General features: G+C 68.8%; 11 protein-coding genes. 5 read left to right on the top strand and 6 right to left on the bottom strand.

Annotated features, from left to right (window positions below; all coding sequences use genetic code 11):
* Window positions 1-391: 391 nt before the first annotated feature.
* Window positions 392-1,171, top strand: a complete 780-nt coding sequence (locus tag ACYVDG_RS24960; RefSeq protein ID WP_460758409.1) for an electron transfer flavoprotein subunit beta/FixA family protein — start codon at window positions 392-394, stop codon at window positions 1,169-1,171.
* Window positions 1,172-1,204: 33 nt separating this feature from the next.
* Window positions 1,205-2,149, top strand: a complete 945-nt coding sequence (locus ACYVDG_RS24955; protein WP_460758404.1) for an electron transfer flavoprotein subunit alpha/FixB family protein — start codon at window positions 1,205-1,207, stop codon at window positions 2,147-2,149.
* A 100-nt stretch (window positions 2,150-2,249) separates the two neighbouring features.
* On the opposite strand, the gene ACYVDG_RS24950 is transcribed toward ACYVDG_RS24955, so the two are convergent.
* From ACYVDG_RS24950 to ACYVDG_RS24940, 3 genes are all read right to left on the bottom strand, one after another.
* On the bottom strand, window positions 2,250-3,950 hold the full coding sequence (locus ACYVDG_RS24950; RefSeq protein ID WP_460758401.1) for a hypothetical protein: 1,701 nt from the start codon (window positions 3,948-3,950) through the stop codon (window positions 2,250-2,252).
* Between the two features lie 154 nt (window positions 3,951-4,104).
* Window positions 4,105-6,210, bottom strand: a complete 2,106-nt coding sequence (locus ACYVDG_RS24945) for a TRAP transporter fused permease subunit (RefSeq protein WP_460758398.1) — start codon at window positions 6,208-6,210, stop codon at window positions 4,105-4,107.
* A 148-nt stretch (window positions 6,211-6,358) separates the two neighbouring features.
* Window positions 6,359-7,339, bottom strand: a complete 981-nt coding sequence (locus ACYVDG_RS24940) for a TAXI family TRAP transporter solute-binding subunit (RefSeq protein ID WP_460758481.1) — start codon at window positions 7,337-7,339, stop codon at window positions 6,359-6,361.
* Between the two features lie 557 nt (window positions 7,340-7,896).
* Here ACYVDG_RS24940 and ligD point away from each other — a divergent pair.
* Complete coding sequence (gene ligD, locus ACYVDG_RS24935; RefSeq protein WP_460758394.1) at window positions 7,897-8,814, top strand: non-homologous end-joining DNA ligase; 918 nt, start codon at window positions 7,897-7,899, stop codon at window positions 8,812-8,814.
* A 508-nt stretch (window positions 8,815-9,322) separates the two neighbouring features.
* Here ligD and ACYVDG_RS24930 read toward each other — a convergent pair.
* Both ACYVDG_RS24930 and ACYVDG_RS24925 read right to left on the bottom strand, forming a co-directional pair.
* Window positions 9,323-10,084 (bottom strand): class I SAM-dependent methyltransferase, encoded by a 762-nt coding sequence (locus ACYVDG_RS24930; RefSeq protein ID WP_460758390.1) that lies wholly within the window; start codon window positions 10,082-10,084, stop codon window positions 9,323-9,325.
* The gene (locus tag ACYVDG_RS24925; RefSeq protein WP_460758386.1) at window positions 10,081-10,815 is read right to left on the bottom strand and encodes a class I SAM-dependent methyltransferase; all 735 of its coding nucleotides are present in this window, start codon (window positions 10,813-10,815) and stop codon (window positions 10,081-10,083) included. The genes ACYVDG_RS24930 and ACYVDG_RS24925 overlap by 4 nt, the downstream gene beginning before the upstream one ends.
* A 171-nt stretch (window positions 10,816-10,986) precedes the next feature.
* Here ACYVDG_RS24925 and ACYVDG_RS24920 point away from each other — a divergent pair, with 171 nt between their 5' ends.
* Entirely contained in the window at window positions 10,987-13,035 is a 2,049-nt protein-coding gene (locus ACYVDG_RS24920; RefSeq protein ID WP_460758383.1) for a hypothetical protein, read from the top strand.
* Window positions 13,036-13,095: 60 nt separating this feature from the next.
* Here the strand turns inward: ACYVDG_RS24920 and ACYVDG_RS24915 are convergent, their stop codons facing one another.
* Entirely contained in the window at window positions 13,096-14,505 is a 1,410-nt protein-coding gene (locus ACYVDG_RS24915) for an acyltransferase family protein (protein ID WP_460758379.1), read from the bottom strand.
* Between the two features lie 157 nt (window positions 14,506-14,662).
* Here ACYVDG_RS24915 and ACYVDG_RS24910 point away from each other — a divergent pair, with 157 nt between their 5' ends.
* Complete coding sequence (locus tag ACYVDG_RS24910) at window positions 14,663-15,577, top strand: PorA family protein (RefSeq protein ID WP_460758376.1); 915 nt, start codon at window positions 14,663-14,665, stop codon at window positions 15,575-15,577.
* Window positions 15,578-15,780 lie beyond the last annotated feature (203 nt).

Raw genomic sequence — 15,780 nt, 5'->3', positions numbered from 1 at the left:
GCGCTCTCCCTCCCGCAGAGGGGGAGAGCGTCGCCGTTGGGCGGTGGTGCGCCAGCCAAGGGGCGCGGACCAGGTCACTAAGGTGGGAGAAAGGTCTCCGCGCTCCGACTCGTTACCGCTGGTCGGCGCCGTTTCGGCGGCCCGGCGGCGGTGCGGGGAAGCCCATTGATTAGGTTTTCCTAAGTTGAACGTGGGGCCGCGGGTTGGCCTACAAACTACTAGCCAGTAACATCTGGACTATGAGCACACGGGCGGGACGGCCGTAGACGTATACGCCGCCCCCGCCGTCGGATGACCGAACGGCATTCGGCATTGTTGGCAGTAACGGGGCGCGCCAGCGCCCACCCGCCTGACGGCGGCTATGGGAGTGCAGGGAGGTCGGCCACCGGCCATGAATATTGTCGTTTTGGTCAAGCAGGTCCCGGACACGGCGACCGAACGGAAGCTCAACGCCGATGACAAGACGCTGGACCGCGCAGCGTCCGACGGCGTCATCAACGAGCTCGACGAGTACGCGATCGAAGAGGCGCTCCTCCTCAAGGAGAAGCACGGCGGCGAGGTCACCATCCTGACGATGGGTCCGGACCAGGCCACGGACTCGATCCGCAAGGCCCTGTCCATGGGCGCCGACAAGGCCGTCTTCGTCAACGACGACGCGCTGCACGGTTCCGACGCGATCCAGTCCGCCTACGCGCTCGCGCAGGCCCTGGGCACCATCGAGTTCGACGTCGTCGTCCTCGGCTCGGAGTCCACCGACGCCCGCACCGGTGTCATCGGTGCCGCGCTCGCCGAGTACCTCGGCCTTCCCCAGCTCACGCTGGCCGGCAAGGTCGACGTCGACGGCGGCGCTATCAAGATCCAGCGTCAGACCGACTACGGCTACGACGTGGTCGAGGCTCAGCTTCCGGCGGTCGTCTCCGTCGTGGAGAAGATCAACGAGCCCCGCTACCCGTCCTTCAAGCTGATCATGCAGGCGAAGAAGAAGCCGGTCGACAAGAAGTCCGCGGCTGACGCGGGCATCGACACCGGCAAGGTCGGCCTGGCCAACGCCACCACCGAGACCGTCGACTTCGCCGCCGCGCCGCCGCGCGCCGCGGGCACGATCGTCAAGGACGAGGGCGACGGCGGCACCAAGGCCGCCGAGTTCCTCGCCGAGAAGAAGTTCGTGTAGGTCAGACGAGAGACGCAGGAAGGTTCAAGGATTATGGCTGAGGTCCTCGTCCTCGTCGACCATGTCGACGGGCAGGTCAAGAAGGTCACCACCGAGCTGCTGACCGCTGCACGCCGCATCGGCGAGCCCGCCGCGGTTTGGGTCGGCGACGGTGCGGAGTCGGGCAAGGCCGCGCTGGCCGAGTTCGGCGCCGAAAAGGTCTACGTGGCTCCGGCCGAGGTGAACGACTACGTCGTCGCCCCGAAGGCCGAGCTGCTCACCAAGCTCGCGCAGGAGAAGGGCGCCGCCGCCATCCTCGTCTCGGCCACCGCCGAGAACAAGGAGGTCGCCGGCCGCACCGCCGTGAAGCTGGGTTCCGGCGTGCTCACCGACGTCGTCGACGTCACCGCTGAGGTCGTCACCGAGCACAGCATCTTCGGTGGCGCCACCGTCACCCACGGCCGCGTCACGGCCGGCGTCCCGGTCGTCGCGATCCGTCCGAACTCCGTCGCCCCGGAGGCCGCCGCCGGCGCCGCCGCCGAGGAGGCCGTTTCGGTCGACATCTCCGACGCCGCCAAGGGCGCCAAGGTCGTCGAGCGCGTCGTCCAGGAGAAGGGCGAGCGCCCCGAGCTCACCGAGGCCGCCATCGTGGTCTCCGGTGGCCGCGGCGTCGGCTCCGACGACTTCAGTGTCATCGAGGGCCTGGCCGACTCCCTCGGTGCCGCCGTCGGCGCTTCCCGCGCCGTCGTCGACTCCGGCTGGTACCCGAACCAGTTCCAGGTCGGTCAGACCGGTAAGACGGTCAGCCCCAACCTGTACGTTGCCCTGGGCATCTCCGGCGCGATCCAGCACCGCGCCGGCATGCAGACCGCGAAGAACATCGTCGCGGTCAACAAGGACCCCGAGGCTCCGATCTTCGAGCTCGCCGACTTCGGCGTCGTGGGTGACCTGCACAAGGTCGCCCCGCAGCTCACCGAGGAGATCAACAAGCGCAAGTAGGAGCGCATGGGCGCGGCAACGCGTCTGGTCCAAGCCGACGCCCGGCCGGGGGAGACCCTCGGCCGGGCGTCGGCTCTTGGTACGGGGGAGTGATCACGTGTCAGGGGAGGGCGTGGAAGGTGGCGGGACCGCGTCCGGTCTCCCGGACGGAGACGCCGTTGGCGGTGTGGACGACCAGCCTCACCTTGTTCTCGTTCTCAGGTTCGGTGACGATGCCCTCGGCATCCAGGACAGCGCCGGAGTCGAGGTGGAGGCGGTCGTCCGCGCTGTGCCAGATCCGGTCACAGCTGGCGATGAACAGGTCGTCCTCAGTGATCCAAGTGACAGTTCCGTCTGAGGCACGGACAGCAGCGGTTCGGTGGACCGCACGATCCGAGGCCGGGATCTCCATCGAGATGAAGTGCCCGTCAAAGCCCCGGTGGGTCACGGCTCCGAAGCTGTTCTTGGGAAGGTCGTAACAAGCGCCGAATCCGGTGCCGACCAAGGGTTCGCCCTCGACGAGGGGGCCGGTGCCCTCGGAGTTCCAGAGTTCGTCGCCTTCCGCGTCGTGGGCCGCTACCGCGTACCTCTCGTGTGCGACTTCGCTGTCTCCTTCCGCGGCGAAGGACAGCACGGTGATGTCGTCCACGTGCACGAGTCCGACGACGTCGCGGTCCTCGAACCCGGGGTGGAGCGCGGGGGCCAGAGCCAGCAGGTCGCCGGAGTCGCTGTCGTAGCTGGTGAAGCCGCGCGGGGTCCATACCGTAGCGCGGCCTTCGGCGAGAACGGCTCTCGGGTCACCGGCGTATCCGTGGTCGGGGTCGTCGTTCAGCGGCAGTCGCGCTACGCGGGAGGCGTCGGCGGGGTCATACAGACCCCACTCGGGGGCGGAAGACGTGTCGCGGGCAAGGAAGCGGGACGGCTCCTGGGGGTCGGTCATCACGTCCCGGAGGCCGGGCACGCACCAGCTCATGCGCCCGGTGGCGGCGTCGTAGCCCACTAGGTGGGCACGCAGGTAATCATCCGCTGTGGTGCGGTAGCCGACGACCACGGTGTCTCCCACCTGGTGGACGCGGTTGGCATCGAAGGAGTCGGATTCCGGGGATTCGTTCAACTCCTCCAGGCGTCTGGTGTCCACGTGCCACAGGACCTCGCCGTCTTCTGCTGAGCGAACGGCTAAGCCAGGGCCTAGGGCGGAGGTAACCGTGTCCCCGTGGCCCGCGATGATGTTCTCCCGCTCCGACACGGTCCACAGTGCGGGCCCGACGAAGTGGTCGGGATCGGTCTCGCCTGTGGGCTCGCTCGCGTCGGGCCAGAGCTCTCCGCTTCCGGGTGTGGCCGAGGCCAGGGCGCAGACGCGCGCCTGTTCGGCCGTGTCGTGGTACCGAGGGCTGAGGAGTCCGGCGATCAGCACGGCCGCTGTGCCCAAGGCCAGCAGGCGCTGTGAGGTGCTCTGTGGGCCGTTGGTGGCTTCGCGCCAGCCCGCGATTCGGCAGGCGCCCAGGAGGACCGGGAGGAACATCAGGTAGACGACCGCGTGCGGCGACCCCAGGAGGTACAGGGCGGCGGCCACCAGCGTCACAAGGAGGAGGTCCCACAGGACCACCGTGATGCCCGGGACACGGAGCGGCCGCCACGGGGTGTCTTGGGGGCCCAGGAACAAGGCGCTCAGGACCGCTAGCGCGATCGTGACTATCACGGTCACATGCGCGGGCAGCAGTGTCCACAGCGCCCAGGGCACGGTGACCAGGGCGGCCAGGCGCAGGGTCCAGGCGGTGACGATTTTCCAGGCGTTCTGCACGGAGATCGCTTCGGTGGGCAAGGGGCTCCGATCCGTCGAGGCTTCCAGCCTCTAGGACTGCGCAGCACGCGGACGAGTTCACCTCAGCGGCTTCGGACCGTGGGAAGGATCGCATGGGCAGCTTGCGGCGCTGCCGGGGCACCGGCAGCGGTGCCCCGGCAGCCGCTCTGCGGCCCTACTGCAGTGGCTTCGGGCCCTCCGACTCCGCGTCCACGTCATCCAACCTCGGCGGAGGCGTGTCGCTCAGGCTCTCGTCACGCCCCTCCGAGATGGCCCGGTCCCCGGAACACCGCCAGATGCCGAACGCCACCATCGCCAGCACCCCCACCGTCGTCACCGGGACCAGCACCCCGGGCAGGAACACGGCCCCCGCCTGGAACCCGTCCACGGGCAGGAACAGCACCACGCTCCCCAGCCCGATCAGTGCCAGCCGCAGTACCGTGTCCCGCAACCGGTCCCGGTAGTACCGGCCCAGGACCGCGAAAGTGAAGGCCAGGCACCCCACCGTCAGCAAAGCGGTGTCCACCACCTGCGGCCACCCCGTCGTCACCACCGTGTCGCTTCTGATGAAGATCCCGAAGGTCATGATGATGAGCGGCATGCACATCTTCAGCGCCTCCCACATCGTCATGATGAACGACGCTTCCGCGATCCGTGCGGCCACCGCCGCGGTCAGGGACGTCGGCGGTGACAGCTCGCCCCAGATCGCCATCAGGAACGCGAAGAAGTGCGCCACCCAGGGGTCGATGCCCAGCTGGATCATCGGCGGCACGATGATCACCGCCACGATCACGTACGTAGCGGTCGGCGGCAGTCCCATACCCACCAACCACCCGAAGGCGAAGGCCATCACGATGGTCAGCACGATGCTGACCGAACCGACCTCCAGCATGAGCGAGCCCATGCGCAGGATGAAGCCGGTCAGCGTGAACAGGCCGATCATGATGCCCAAGGTGGCCATCAGCACGACCAGGTACCAGGTGAGCTCGGCGAAGGTCTCCACCATCGTGCGCAGGTTGCGCAGGAGGCTCTGCTGCCGGTGCTCCTCGTCGCGCAGAATGTAGCGGGCGAAGAAGAAGAACGCCACCATCGCGATGAAGAGCATCGTGCCCGCGTACAGGGCGGAGCGCATGGGCCCGAAGCCGATCACGCCGAGCAGGATGATCAGGGCGACGATCGCGCCGAAGAACAGGCCGGTCTTGAAGTACTGGGCCAGTCGCACCACCGGCGGCGGGACCCGGCCGGCCGCGAGCTGGCGCACGCTGACCAGGTAGACGGCCAAGGCCAGGGTGATGAAGTAGACCGCCGAGATCGCGAAGCCGCGCTGGACCACTTCCCAGTAGGGGACCTGCAGGATGTCGGCCATGATGAAGCCCGCGACAGCCATGAGGGGCGGCAGGATCAGGCCGCCCATGGAGGCGGACGTCTCCACCGCCCCGGCCTGTTTGCCCTTGAGGCCGTGGTGTTTCATCAGCGGAACGGTGAAGCTGCCGGTGACGGCCGCGTTCGCCGCGGCGCTGCCGGTCACCATGCCCACCGACACCGAGGCGAGTACGGTGGTCAGAGGGACCGTACGCCGCCGCTGTCCGACCAGGCGCTGCATCGTGCGCATGATCGACTCTTGGCCGCCGAACCCCTTCGCCACCGCCGCCAACAGCAGGAAGGCGGCGATCAGGGTGAGCGCCATCTGGGTGTAGCTGCCGTACACGCCGGTGGCGAACTCCACCGTGGACGAGGTGACGATGCGCTCCAGAGACGAGCCCGGGTGCCAGAAGAAGGATCCGATGGCCAGGTAGGAGCCCCACAGCGCGTAGGCGACCAGTGCGACGTTGACGGCGAAGAGCACGAAGTGGGTCTTGCGTGAGATCTCGAAGATCAGGGCGAGGACGACGATGCCCATCGCCACGTCCATGGTGTTGTAGGCACCGGAACGGACGAAGACGAGGTTCTCGTACTCGATCCAGAAATAGGCGAGGAGCGTCAGCGCCGTGAGGATGTAGAACGCGGTGAAGCCCCGGTTGACGATACGGCCCACGACCTTGCCGAACTGTGTGCCGAACCAGGGGTAGGGGCCGCCGTCGATATAGGAGCGCAGCGCCCACAGGATGATCGCGAGCGGCAGCAGCCGGGTCGCGAGCTGGCGGGCGCCGCCGGCCCCGGTGTAGAAGTACGCGAGCAGGCTCAGGAACAGGATCACCGCGACCACGAGGTACAGGTTGGCTGCGGTGAACAGGCTCCGGTTCGGCGCCGCTCTGGACGTGGTGTCGGTCTCTGCGGTCAAGGTCCGGTCCTCACGGTGGCTGGGGGACCGGGCCCGGCGTTGCGCCGGGCCCGTCGAGAGCGGAAGCGGGGCGGGGCGCCCTGACCCGCGGCGGAAGCTGGGTCGTTTCCTGTGGCGGCGGGACGCCCCTCTGCGGACACTGGGTGCCCTACTCCTCTGCGATGTCCCAGGAGTCGTCCCAGGCGTCACGTTCCTGGAGGAAGGTGGCCAGGCCCGGATGGACCGGGACCTCGGGGACGGCGGCGATCGCCGCGGTCTGGGTACCCACGAAGTCCTCGGCGAGCGGCTCGAAACCGGGGTCCGTCTGCACGAGTTCGTCCACGCGGTCCTCCATGCTCTCGAGGATCGCCAGGGCCATCTCCTCGTCCATGTCCGCGCGCACGTTGAAGCCGAACTGGATGGCGACGCCCATGATCTCGTCGGCCTCGAACTCCTGGCTGAAGGCCTCCTCGGGGTCGACGGCGACGGTCTCCAGGCCGGCCTCCTCCAGGGTGTCGATCTCCTCGTCGCTGAGCGGGATGGCCTCCAGGTCCACCAGGAGTTCACCCTCCTGCCAGAAGGTGGGCAGGGAGGACCCGGCGGTGGTGTAGGCGCCCGCGGACGTGATCGAGTCGCCGTCCAGCGAGTCGGCGACGGCGCCGGAATCGATCTCGACGTGGTTGAACTCGTAGCCGAGGATGTCGAAGACGTTGGCGTAGTTCATCCAGTTCATGTATCCGGCGGGCGTGTAGAAGGCGGGTTCGCCGTCCAGGTCGGCCCAGGACTCGAAGTCACCGGCCCGCTCCGAGTTGGTGACCATGAACGATTCCATGGGGTAGGCGTAGAACGTGTGGGTGAGCTCGCCGACCTCCGGTTCGTAGCCCTCCCACGCCTCGCCCTCGTTGACGAAGTCGAGCATGCCGATGTCGGCTGTGTAGGCGATGTCGGCCTCGCCGTCCATGACGGCCTTCATGTCCGCGGTGGTGTCCGGGTAGGGGTGGACGGTCACGACGGTGCCGTCGGGGAGATCTCGGTTGAGGAAGTCCGCGATGTAACTCGCCACGCGGTATCCGTATGAGCCAACGTCGGAGGTCACCAACTGGAGCGATGTACCTTCGTCCGTGCCTTCTCCGCAGGCGGTCAGGAGCATCACTCCCGACGCGAGTATGGCTGTGGTCCTCAGGGGTTTCACGGCAAAGTCCTCCTCGTCAGCCCGGGGCGCACGAGGTGGAGACCGCGGTCGGGTCCACCTCATGGATGATCGTGCGCGGTCGGTGCGGCCCCTCCGGAGGGCAGGGTGGTCCAGTCAGCCGGAGGTTCTGTCGGCATCCGGCATGTGTCCTACGCCACATGTTGGAAGTTGACATAACGCAAAGATCGCCTTTTCCGGGCTGTTTTTCTAGGCATGGCAAATCACGACCGGGGGAAGTGGCTGAATCGTTGCCACGCCGCTATGTATCTGCATTCACAGGGTTACCTCTGGCCTCTTGTGTAAGGAGAATGCTGTCGGATAACACATGCCTGGTGACACGGGGCGGTGCCGACGGTGACACGGGGCGGTGCCGACCCTTCGTCCCACCCCGGCCGCCTTCCCGGTTGACGACGCCCGAGGTCGTTTGCCCTTTGTGAAAGGTTCCGTGTGGTTTTCAGGGGGTGCGCCCGGGTAGATCCGGCGGACGGAGAACCCGACCGGAGGAGGCTCGGCCGATGCGGACGACGGTGCGGGCGGGACGGCGCAAGGTGGAGGTCAGGCGCGCCGACAAGCCGCTCTTCGGGCCCGGCGGGGCGACCAAGGCCGACCTCGCCGACTACTACGCGAGGATCGCGCCGCTGATGCTGCCGCTGGTCCGTGGCCGACCGGTCGCGTTGGAGCGCTACCCCGACGGCATCGACCGGCCCGGCTTCCTGGTCCAGCACCCGTCGCACCCCAAGTGGATCCGCACGGTGTGGACCTCTTCCGGCCGGATGATGGAGTGCCAGGAGCCCGCCGCCCTGGTGTGGTGCGCCGACCAGGCGGCGATCAGCCTGCACACCTGGTCCTCACGTACCCCGCGGCTGGGCCTGCCCGACCGGATGATCCTCGACCTCGACCCGGTGGGGGAAGGGGAGCAGGCCTTCGAGTCCTGCCGGGACGCCGCTTGGCGCGTGCGGGAGGAGCTGGCCGAACTCGGTCTGACCGCGTACGTGATGACCATCGGGTCCAGGGGCCTGCACGTCCACTCCCCGCTCAGACCCGAGGTGGACGACCAGGAGGTGAGGCGCCTCGCCAAGGCGGTCGCCGACCGGGTGGCCGCCAGTGCCCCAGCCGAGTGGACCACCAGGGTGCGCAAGGCGGCCAGACACGGCCGCATGTTCGTCGACTACCTGCGCAACGGGACGGGGCAGCTGGCGGTCGCGCCGTACTCGGTCCGCGCCAGGCCCGGTGCACCGGTCGCCACCCCAGTGACCTGGGAGGAGATGGACCAGCTCACCTCGTCGCGGGACTTCGCCATCGACCTGGATCGGCAGGAGTGCCCGTTCGCGGGGATGCGCAGGCACGCGCGCTCGCCGCGCCGCGCGCTCGCCCTGCTGGACCGGCGGGAGGGCGGCGTGGTGCCGCGCCCCCGCGCAGGCCAGGGAGGGTAGGCCGACGGGCACGAGTGGACGGGGACGTCCGCGCTCCGCGTGGACCTTTCCGAACGGGTTGGCTTCCTCCCTCTCGATCACCTGTGGTCTGCGGGCTCTCGTGGAGGGTCAGCGGATGGGCGGGGGAGGACACCGCGATCCCGGCGGGGACGGGGACCAGGTCTGCGCCCGCGGGCAGGGAGGAGGGTTCGACCCCGGCGCTCCGGCGGCCTCGCCCCCGGGAAGGTAGAGGAGATCTCCGACGGCGGTTCCCATACCGCAGCGGTACGGGGTCAGGTTCTCCTCTTCCCAGGTCACCCCGCCGTGTATCCGCGCAGACCCCACCACAGCATGGCGGTGACGGAGATGAGCGGGGCGGGGGTCCGCTTCGGGCGGATGGGCCGGGGAGGCAGTCAGCACACACCTCACCTGATTGGTCCCGGTGAGGTCCGCAGCGGGGGTGACATTTCTGCGCGGGGTGGCTTTCCCCGCACTGAAGGGACGGGGCCTGCACCGCCAGCAAACCGGATCACCGCTTGCGCAGGACGATCAGCAGGTTCCAGGTGATGACCTCACGGAAAAGGGGCACATGGACGATCGGCTTCAGCCACGTGGGCAGATACCGGGGGCGCAGGTCCACCACGTCCACGTCGGAGCGGCCGCGGACCCACCGCACCATTTCCTTGGCGTATGCGGCGTACATGGTGCTGCCGAAGTCGTTCTTGGGCCGGCGCCCGTTCCTCCGGGTGAAGCGCTCGGCCGCGTAGGAGCCGCCCAGGTAGTGCCAGGGCGAGGTCTCGTGGCCGCCCCAGGGGGACAGCCACAGCGTGTACGAGAGGTACACCAGGCCGCCGGGGCGGGTCACCCGCACCATCTCGTCGGCCATGCGCGTCCGGTCCGGTACGTGCTCCAGCACGTTGGAGGAGAAGCACACGTCCGCGCTCCCGGTGCGCAGCGGCAGTTCGAGCGCGCTGCCCTGGACGGCGCCCGAGTCGGCCTCGCGGCCGTGCAGCGTCATCTCGTGGGCGTCGGAGTCCACACACAGGCACCGGGCGCCCGAGGCGCGGAGCTCGTCGGCGAAGTAGCCGGGGCCGCCGCCCACGTCCACCACGAGCTTGCCGTCCAGCGGGGTGTAGGAGCGCAGCTGGTCGACGGTGTCGCGGGCGAGCTTGCCGTAGAAGAAGGCCGGGTCGGTCTGCTCCTTGCGGAAGGCCGAGAACAGCCCCACCGAACGGGCGAGGGTGGCGCGGAAGGGCACGGTCCCGTCGGAGCGGGTCTCGGTGGCCGTCATGCGCCCACCTCGACGTAGTGGCGCAGGTGGCGCCAGTGGTCACCGCCCCAGTACTCGTCGGAGGCCGCGATCCGCGAGGAGGGGAGGAGCTCGGCGATGCGCTCGGTGCGCAGCGTGTGCATCCGCATCGGAGCCGGATAGCGCAGCAACACCCGCTGGGCCAGGGCGACCAGCGGCCACGGCGCGTAACGGAACACCAGGCCCTTGAAGGTGCGCCGCTCGGACTCCGGGACGCCGACCACCAGCGCCCCGCCGGGGCGCACCACGCGGGCGAACTCGCGGAGGTAGCCCTCGGCCAGGCCGGTGGGCAGGTGCTGGAGGACGAGGTCGGTGTAGACGAGGTCGAAGGAGCCGTCCCCGAACGCCGACAGGTCCGGGCGCTCGTTCAGCTCGAACGAGATCCGCCCCTCGGAACGGTCCAGTCTGCGCGCCTCCTCGAGCATGGGGGCGGAGATGTCCACGCCCACCACGCGGTCGAAGTGCGCCGCGAGGGCGTTGGAGAGCCGTCCGGCCCCGCATCCGAAGTCCAGGACGCGGCCGCGCCGGGGCGCGAGCCCGAGCTCGTCCAGGCGGGCTATGGCCGGGTCGATCTCGGCACGGCCCGAGGCGAGGAACTCGTCGTCGTCCCACCCGCCGCCACGCTTGTCCGGGTCCACGCAGACCGCCCACAGCGGCTCAGTGGAACCCAGTCGGGTCCAGTCGCGGCGGACCTGTTCGAGCCCCACCGGCATCACCCCCACGGTGCTGGTGACCTCCCGCAGGAACGCTCTGGCTGGAGCGTGTTCCTGTTCCGGGCGTGCGGCCCATGAGGACCTGCGACAACGGTCAAAGGAAGAAGTGGAACGTGTTGTATTCTGGCACCCATTTCCGGGTTGGCCAACCATACGGCGGGGAGTGTACCGATGCCGCCTGAATCCCCCTCAGCGCGTGAACCGGAGGACAGTGGCGCACCCAGGGTACGCCGACCGGTCGAGGAGCCCGCTGAGCAGGGTCCTTTCTATGGCGAAGTCCTTCGTTCGAGCCTCGTCTCGCTGCGGCGGCTCGAACACGACCGCATCCTCCAGACGGGGGTGCTGGTGGTGCTCGCCGCTCTGCTCCTCAAGATCTACGTCCTGAGCGAGTCCTATTTCGTGGAGGACGACTACCTGTTCTTCGCGGCGGCGCACGCCACCGACCTCACCCCCGAATACCTGCTGGACCTGCACAAGGGCCACTTCATGCCGGGCGCCATGTTCCTGGTGTACCTGCAGACCGCCTTCCTGCCCTACGACTGGGTGGCCTCCGCCGGCACGATGCTGGCCCTCCAGGGCATCGCGATCCTGGCGTTCTTTCGGCTCCTCTGGGAACTATTCGGCCGCCGCTGGGCGATCCTCGTCCCCCTGACGGTGTACGCGCTGGCGCCGCTGACCATCCCCGTGCTGGGCTGGTGGGCGGCCGCGCTCAACGCCGTCCCCTTCCAGCTGGCGATCGTCCTGGCGCTGCTGTGGACCGTCCGCTACCTGCGCACCGACCTCCCCGTGTTCGCTTGGTGGGCGGGCGGCGCCGTGGCCTTCGGGATGCTGTTCTCGGTCAAGGCGCTGTTCCTGCCTTCACTGATGTTCGTGTTCGCGGTGGCCTTCCTGTACCCGGGGAGCCTGATCGGCGCGGCCAGGTACGCCTTCTGGCGGCACCGGACGTTCTGGTCGGTGCTGGTCGCGGCCACGATCGGCTACCTGGCCCTCTACCTGGTACGGCAGAGCTCCGCCGACGACGCCGAGGGCGCCGGCATCCCCGTGTGGGAACCGTCCGTGGAGATGGTGCGGCGGATGCTCGGTGAAGTGTTCCCCGCCGGCGCAGTGGGAGGACCCTTCGAATGGGGGCCCGTCACCCCGGCCGGCGGCCTGGTCGAACCGGCCGGCGTGGTGGTGCTCGGCGCGTGGGCGGCGCTCGTCGTGGCCGTCCTCGCCAGTCTCCGCCTGCGCCGCAACGCTTGGCGGGCGTGGGCGCTGCTGCTCGGCTACCTGGTGTTCGTCGACGCAGTCCCGACCATCATCGCCCGCGGTCAGGCGCACGGCGGGATCGGTGCCGACCCGCGCTACGTCGCCGACGCGGCGCTGATCTTCGCCCTCGTACTGGCGCTGGCCTTCCTGGCCACCCGTGAGGAACGGGCCCGCGAGTACGTGGGCAACGCGGGGGAGGAGCGGCGGCCCGGCCGACGGCTCCAGCTCCTGCAGCCGGCCCGGACCACCTGGGTCGTCGTGATCGCCGCGACGGTCGCGTACGCGGGTGCCGCGGGCTACTCCACCTACACCTACGCCCAGACCCTCAGCGGCGAGCGGCTCCACCTGTACCTGGCCAACGTGCGCGCCTCACTGGAGGACGTGCCCGAGGACGCCGGCCTGTACAGCCGGCCGGTGCCCACCGACGTCGTCATCGAGTGGAACGGGCCGCGGCGGCTCAGCTCCCACGTGCTGCCGCCCTTGGCGGACCCGGACGTGGCCGAGCGGATGTCCCAGCCGCAACCGGCCCCGAGCGCCTACGTGTTCGACGAAGAGGGCAACCTCGTGGAGGCGGCGCCGCCAGGCCAGGTGAACGCCTTCGTCCCGGGCGACGACCAGGAGTGTATGGACAACTGGGACGGACTGATGTCCTGGGACGTCCTGGAGGTCGGCGGGATGGAGCAGGTCGCCACGATCGGATACATCTCGGAGGAAGACACCGGCATGGTCGTCGTGGTGGGCGGCGAGGAGGTCCACACTGAGCTCCCGGCCGCACCGGACGGCGGGTTCTGGTACGTGCCGGTGACGGAGCAGCACGAGTCGTTCTCGCTGTTCACCGAGCCGGAGGAGACCTGCGTGACTTGGGCTTCCCTGGGGCCGCTGTCCCCCGCGAGCGACATCGAGGCGGGCGAGGAGAGTGCCGAAGAGGAGGCCGAGGCCGAGCACGCGGAAGAGGCAGCCGAGGACCAGTAGCCGGTACCGTGTGGCGCCCCGGACGCCGCACGGTTCAGCCCCGGACGTCGGACCAGGTGGTCAGCCCCCGGCGATTTCCTTGCCCTGTTCCCTGTCCTGTTCCCCTTCCTGAGCGGCGCCCTTCCCGCGGGGCCGACGCCGACCCTTGCCACCGGACCGCGCACCGTTCCCGGAGACGAAGAACTTCCGGGACCACTTGCGGGAGGGTTCCTCGACCCAGTGGAACGTAGCCCAGGCCAACAGCACGGTCCCGATCGTGACCGGGACGATGTCCAAAAGGAACGATCCGGTGAAGATCTCCTGGCCGGTGAAGTCGCGCCACAGGTACAGCACCACGAACTGCCACAGGAAGATCCCATAGGTGATCTTGGCCAGGAACAGCATCACCCTGTGCCGCATCAGCGCGTCGAGCCAGGCGCCGTCGCGCCAGGCCGCCGCGGTGCGCAGAGAGGGGGGAGGGCTGTCGGGGGCCGGCGGCGACAGTGCCGCCGGTGCGATCACGAAGAAGGCGAAGCCGATGCTGGTGGCTGACTCGATCATCGACACCCACAGGTTGCCCGGCTCGAAGAAGCGGCCGCCCGCCGCGGGGGTGGCCTCCAGGACGTAGAAGGCACCCGCCACCAACCAGCACAGGCCCGGGGAGGCGGCGATGGTCCGGCAGAACCGGCGCACCGGGCCGTCGGGGCCGCTCTCCCGCCAGGCCCACTCCGAGAGGGCTGCCAGGCCCATCCCGACCGCGAACATGCCCATGCAGCGCGGCAGCCAGGAGTGCATGTACTCGCGGGGCTCCGGGAAGTACTGCGGCACCAGCGCCAGGAACGACAGCACGGTGATCACGACGAGTCCGCCGATGATCCTGCGCCCCCGCGCGTCCACCGTCTTGCCGCCCCGCGCCCACAGGGTCAGGACCAGGGCGAAGAGCGGCAGTGAGAGGTAGAAGAAGATCTCGACGGACAGGCTCCACATCTGTCCGAGGCCCTGCGGTCCCGGCCCGTCCCAGTGGGGGTCGGTGTTGAAGGGAAAGGTCAGCGTCATGACCTCGAACCAGTGCCAGGCCGAGCGGACGTGCTCGCCGCCCCACAGGAGCAGCGCGGCCGCGGCCACCACCCAGTAGGACGGGAAGACCCGCATGACGCGGCGCCAGAGGTAGGCGCGCACGTTCGGCCCCCGGACACCGTCCAGAGTGCTGCGGGCCCAGGGGCGGTAGAGCAGGACGCCGGAGAGCGCGAAGAACAGGGGGACGGCGAGCGCGCCCGCGCTCAGCAGGCCTCCGATGGGCCCGGGGGACAGCGCGTCGCCGGTTTCCGTGGACACGTGCACCACGAGGATCAGGAGACAGGCGCCTGCCCGGATCCCGTCGAGGCTGTGGTGGCGCCCGTTCACCTGCGGAAGCAGGCGCGTGTCGTCGACGGAGTGTGTTCGAGGGCTGCCGGAGGTGGGGTCCTCGGGCGCGGAGGGAGTGGGCGCCATGGGGCCTTCCAGGACGGGAGGGAGTCGAAACGCGTTCTACTAGAACGTGTTATAAAAATTCAGACACGCCCAGGTGACGTCGTTCACTACTGGGCAGTACTCTACCCGGAACTGAACCTAGTTCCAGCTCTGGACTCTCATCCGCCCAGGAGGGCACATGCGCCGTACCGTTGCGGTCGTACTCATCGCGCTGGGGGTCTTCAGTCTCGCCTTGGCACCCATGATGCGCACGTGGATGTCCAGTTCCCTGATGAAGACTCCATTGGACTACTACAACGCCACCGTCAACACGGGAGAGGTCACCTACTTCAACATCGAGGACGTGGAACTCGTCGAGGACGCCGAGGTTGAGGCACATTCGACGATCCGTGCCGACGTTGCCTCCAGTACCGACGAGGTGGTGGTGTGGGACCAGTTCACCTGGATCAAGGACGCTGACACCGACTTCGGCATCAGCTCCACCAACCGCCGTGCCGGACACGACCGCGTCTCCGGAGAGCTCGTCGACTGCTGCGACGCCATGGTCGACGACTCCGCCGTCACCCAGTCCGGGCAGGGCTGGAAGATGCCGTTCATGACGGAACAGCGTGACTACGACTTCTTCGAAACGACCGCGGAGGAAGTCGTCCCCATGGAGTTCCAGGGCGTCGAGGAGGTCGACGGGGTCGAGGCCTACAAGTTCGTCCAGGACGTTGAACCGACCGTGATCGACGAGCGGGAGATCCCACGCGACGTCGCCGGTCTGGACGGCGACGGCGACGTCGTCGGCGACGAGACCTTCTCCATCGTCAGGACGTACTGGATCGAGCCGGTCAGCGGATCCCCCATCGACATCAGCGAGGACCACCACCGCACCGTCGTGGTCGACGGTGAGGAGGTCCTGACCCTGTTCAGCGGTGAACTCCGGTTCGACGACGCCACCCGCGCCGCCGCCATCGAGAGCACCGACCAGGCCCGGACCGTCCTGCCGCTGCTGCACACCACGCTGCCCATCGGCTCGCTGGTCGTCGGCATCGGGTTCATCGGTGTCGCCGTCGTCCTGATCGTCACCGGCCGCCGAGCCGAGAACTAGCTCCCCGGGAACACCGAGGACTAGCTCGCCCCGGCACTCCGCCGCAGGAACCCCGCTCCAGAAGCTCCACACCCCCAGGAGCTCCACCCCAGAGAACGGCCCCCTGACCCAGGGACCGAGGGGCCGGGCCGCCCGCACCCCCACGGGCGGCCCGGCCCTCACCAGCTGCTTCCCGCCCGGCCCGCAGGGGCTGGCCCACTACA

Source organism: Nocardiopsis oceani, assembly GCF_054777395.1.
The sequence above is the reverse complement of the archived record's forward strand: the minus strand, read 5'-3'. Positions and strand labels throughout refer to the sequence as shown.

Bases quoted from the DNA above. Each gene is read 5' to 3' on its own strand.
- ligD (WP_460758394.1), top strand. From the start codon at position 7,897: ATGCGGACGACGGTGCGGGCGGGACGGCGCAAGGTGGAGGTCAGGCGC.
- ACYVDG_RS24910 (WP_460758376.1), top strand. From the start codon at position 14,663: ATGCGCCGTACCGTTGCGGTCGTACTCATCGCGCTGGGGGTCTTCAGT.
- ACYVDG_RS24925 (WP_460758386.1), bottom strand. From the start codon at position 10,815: ATGCCGGTGGGGCTCGAACAGGTCCGCCGCGACTGGACCCGACTGGGT.
- ACYVDG_RS24955 (WP_460758404.1), top strand. From the start codon at position 1,205: ATGGCTGAGGTCCTCGTCCTCGTCGACCATGTCGACGGGCAGGTCAAG.
- ACYVDG_RS24915 (WP_460758379.1), bottom strand. From the start codon at position 14,505: ATGGCGCCCACTCCCTCCGCGCCCGAGGACCCCACCTCCGGCAGCCCT.
- ACYVDG_RS24920 (WP_460758383.1), top strand. From the start codon at position 10,987: ATGCCGCCTGAATCCCCCTCAGCGCGTGAACCGGAGGACAGTGGCGCA.
- ACYVDG_RS24930 (WP_460758390.1), bottom strand. From the start codon at position 10,084: ATGACGGCCACCGAGACCCGCTCCGACGGGACCGTGCCCTTCCGCGCC.
- ACYVDG_RS24960 (WP_460758409.1), top strand. From the start codon at position 392: ATGAATATTGTCGTTTTGGTCAAGCAGGTCCCGGACACGGCGACCGAA.
- ACYVDG_RS24940 (WP_460758481.1), bottom strand. From the start codon at position 7,339: ATGCTCCTGACCGCCTGCGGAGAAGGCACGGACGAAGGTACATCGCTC.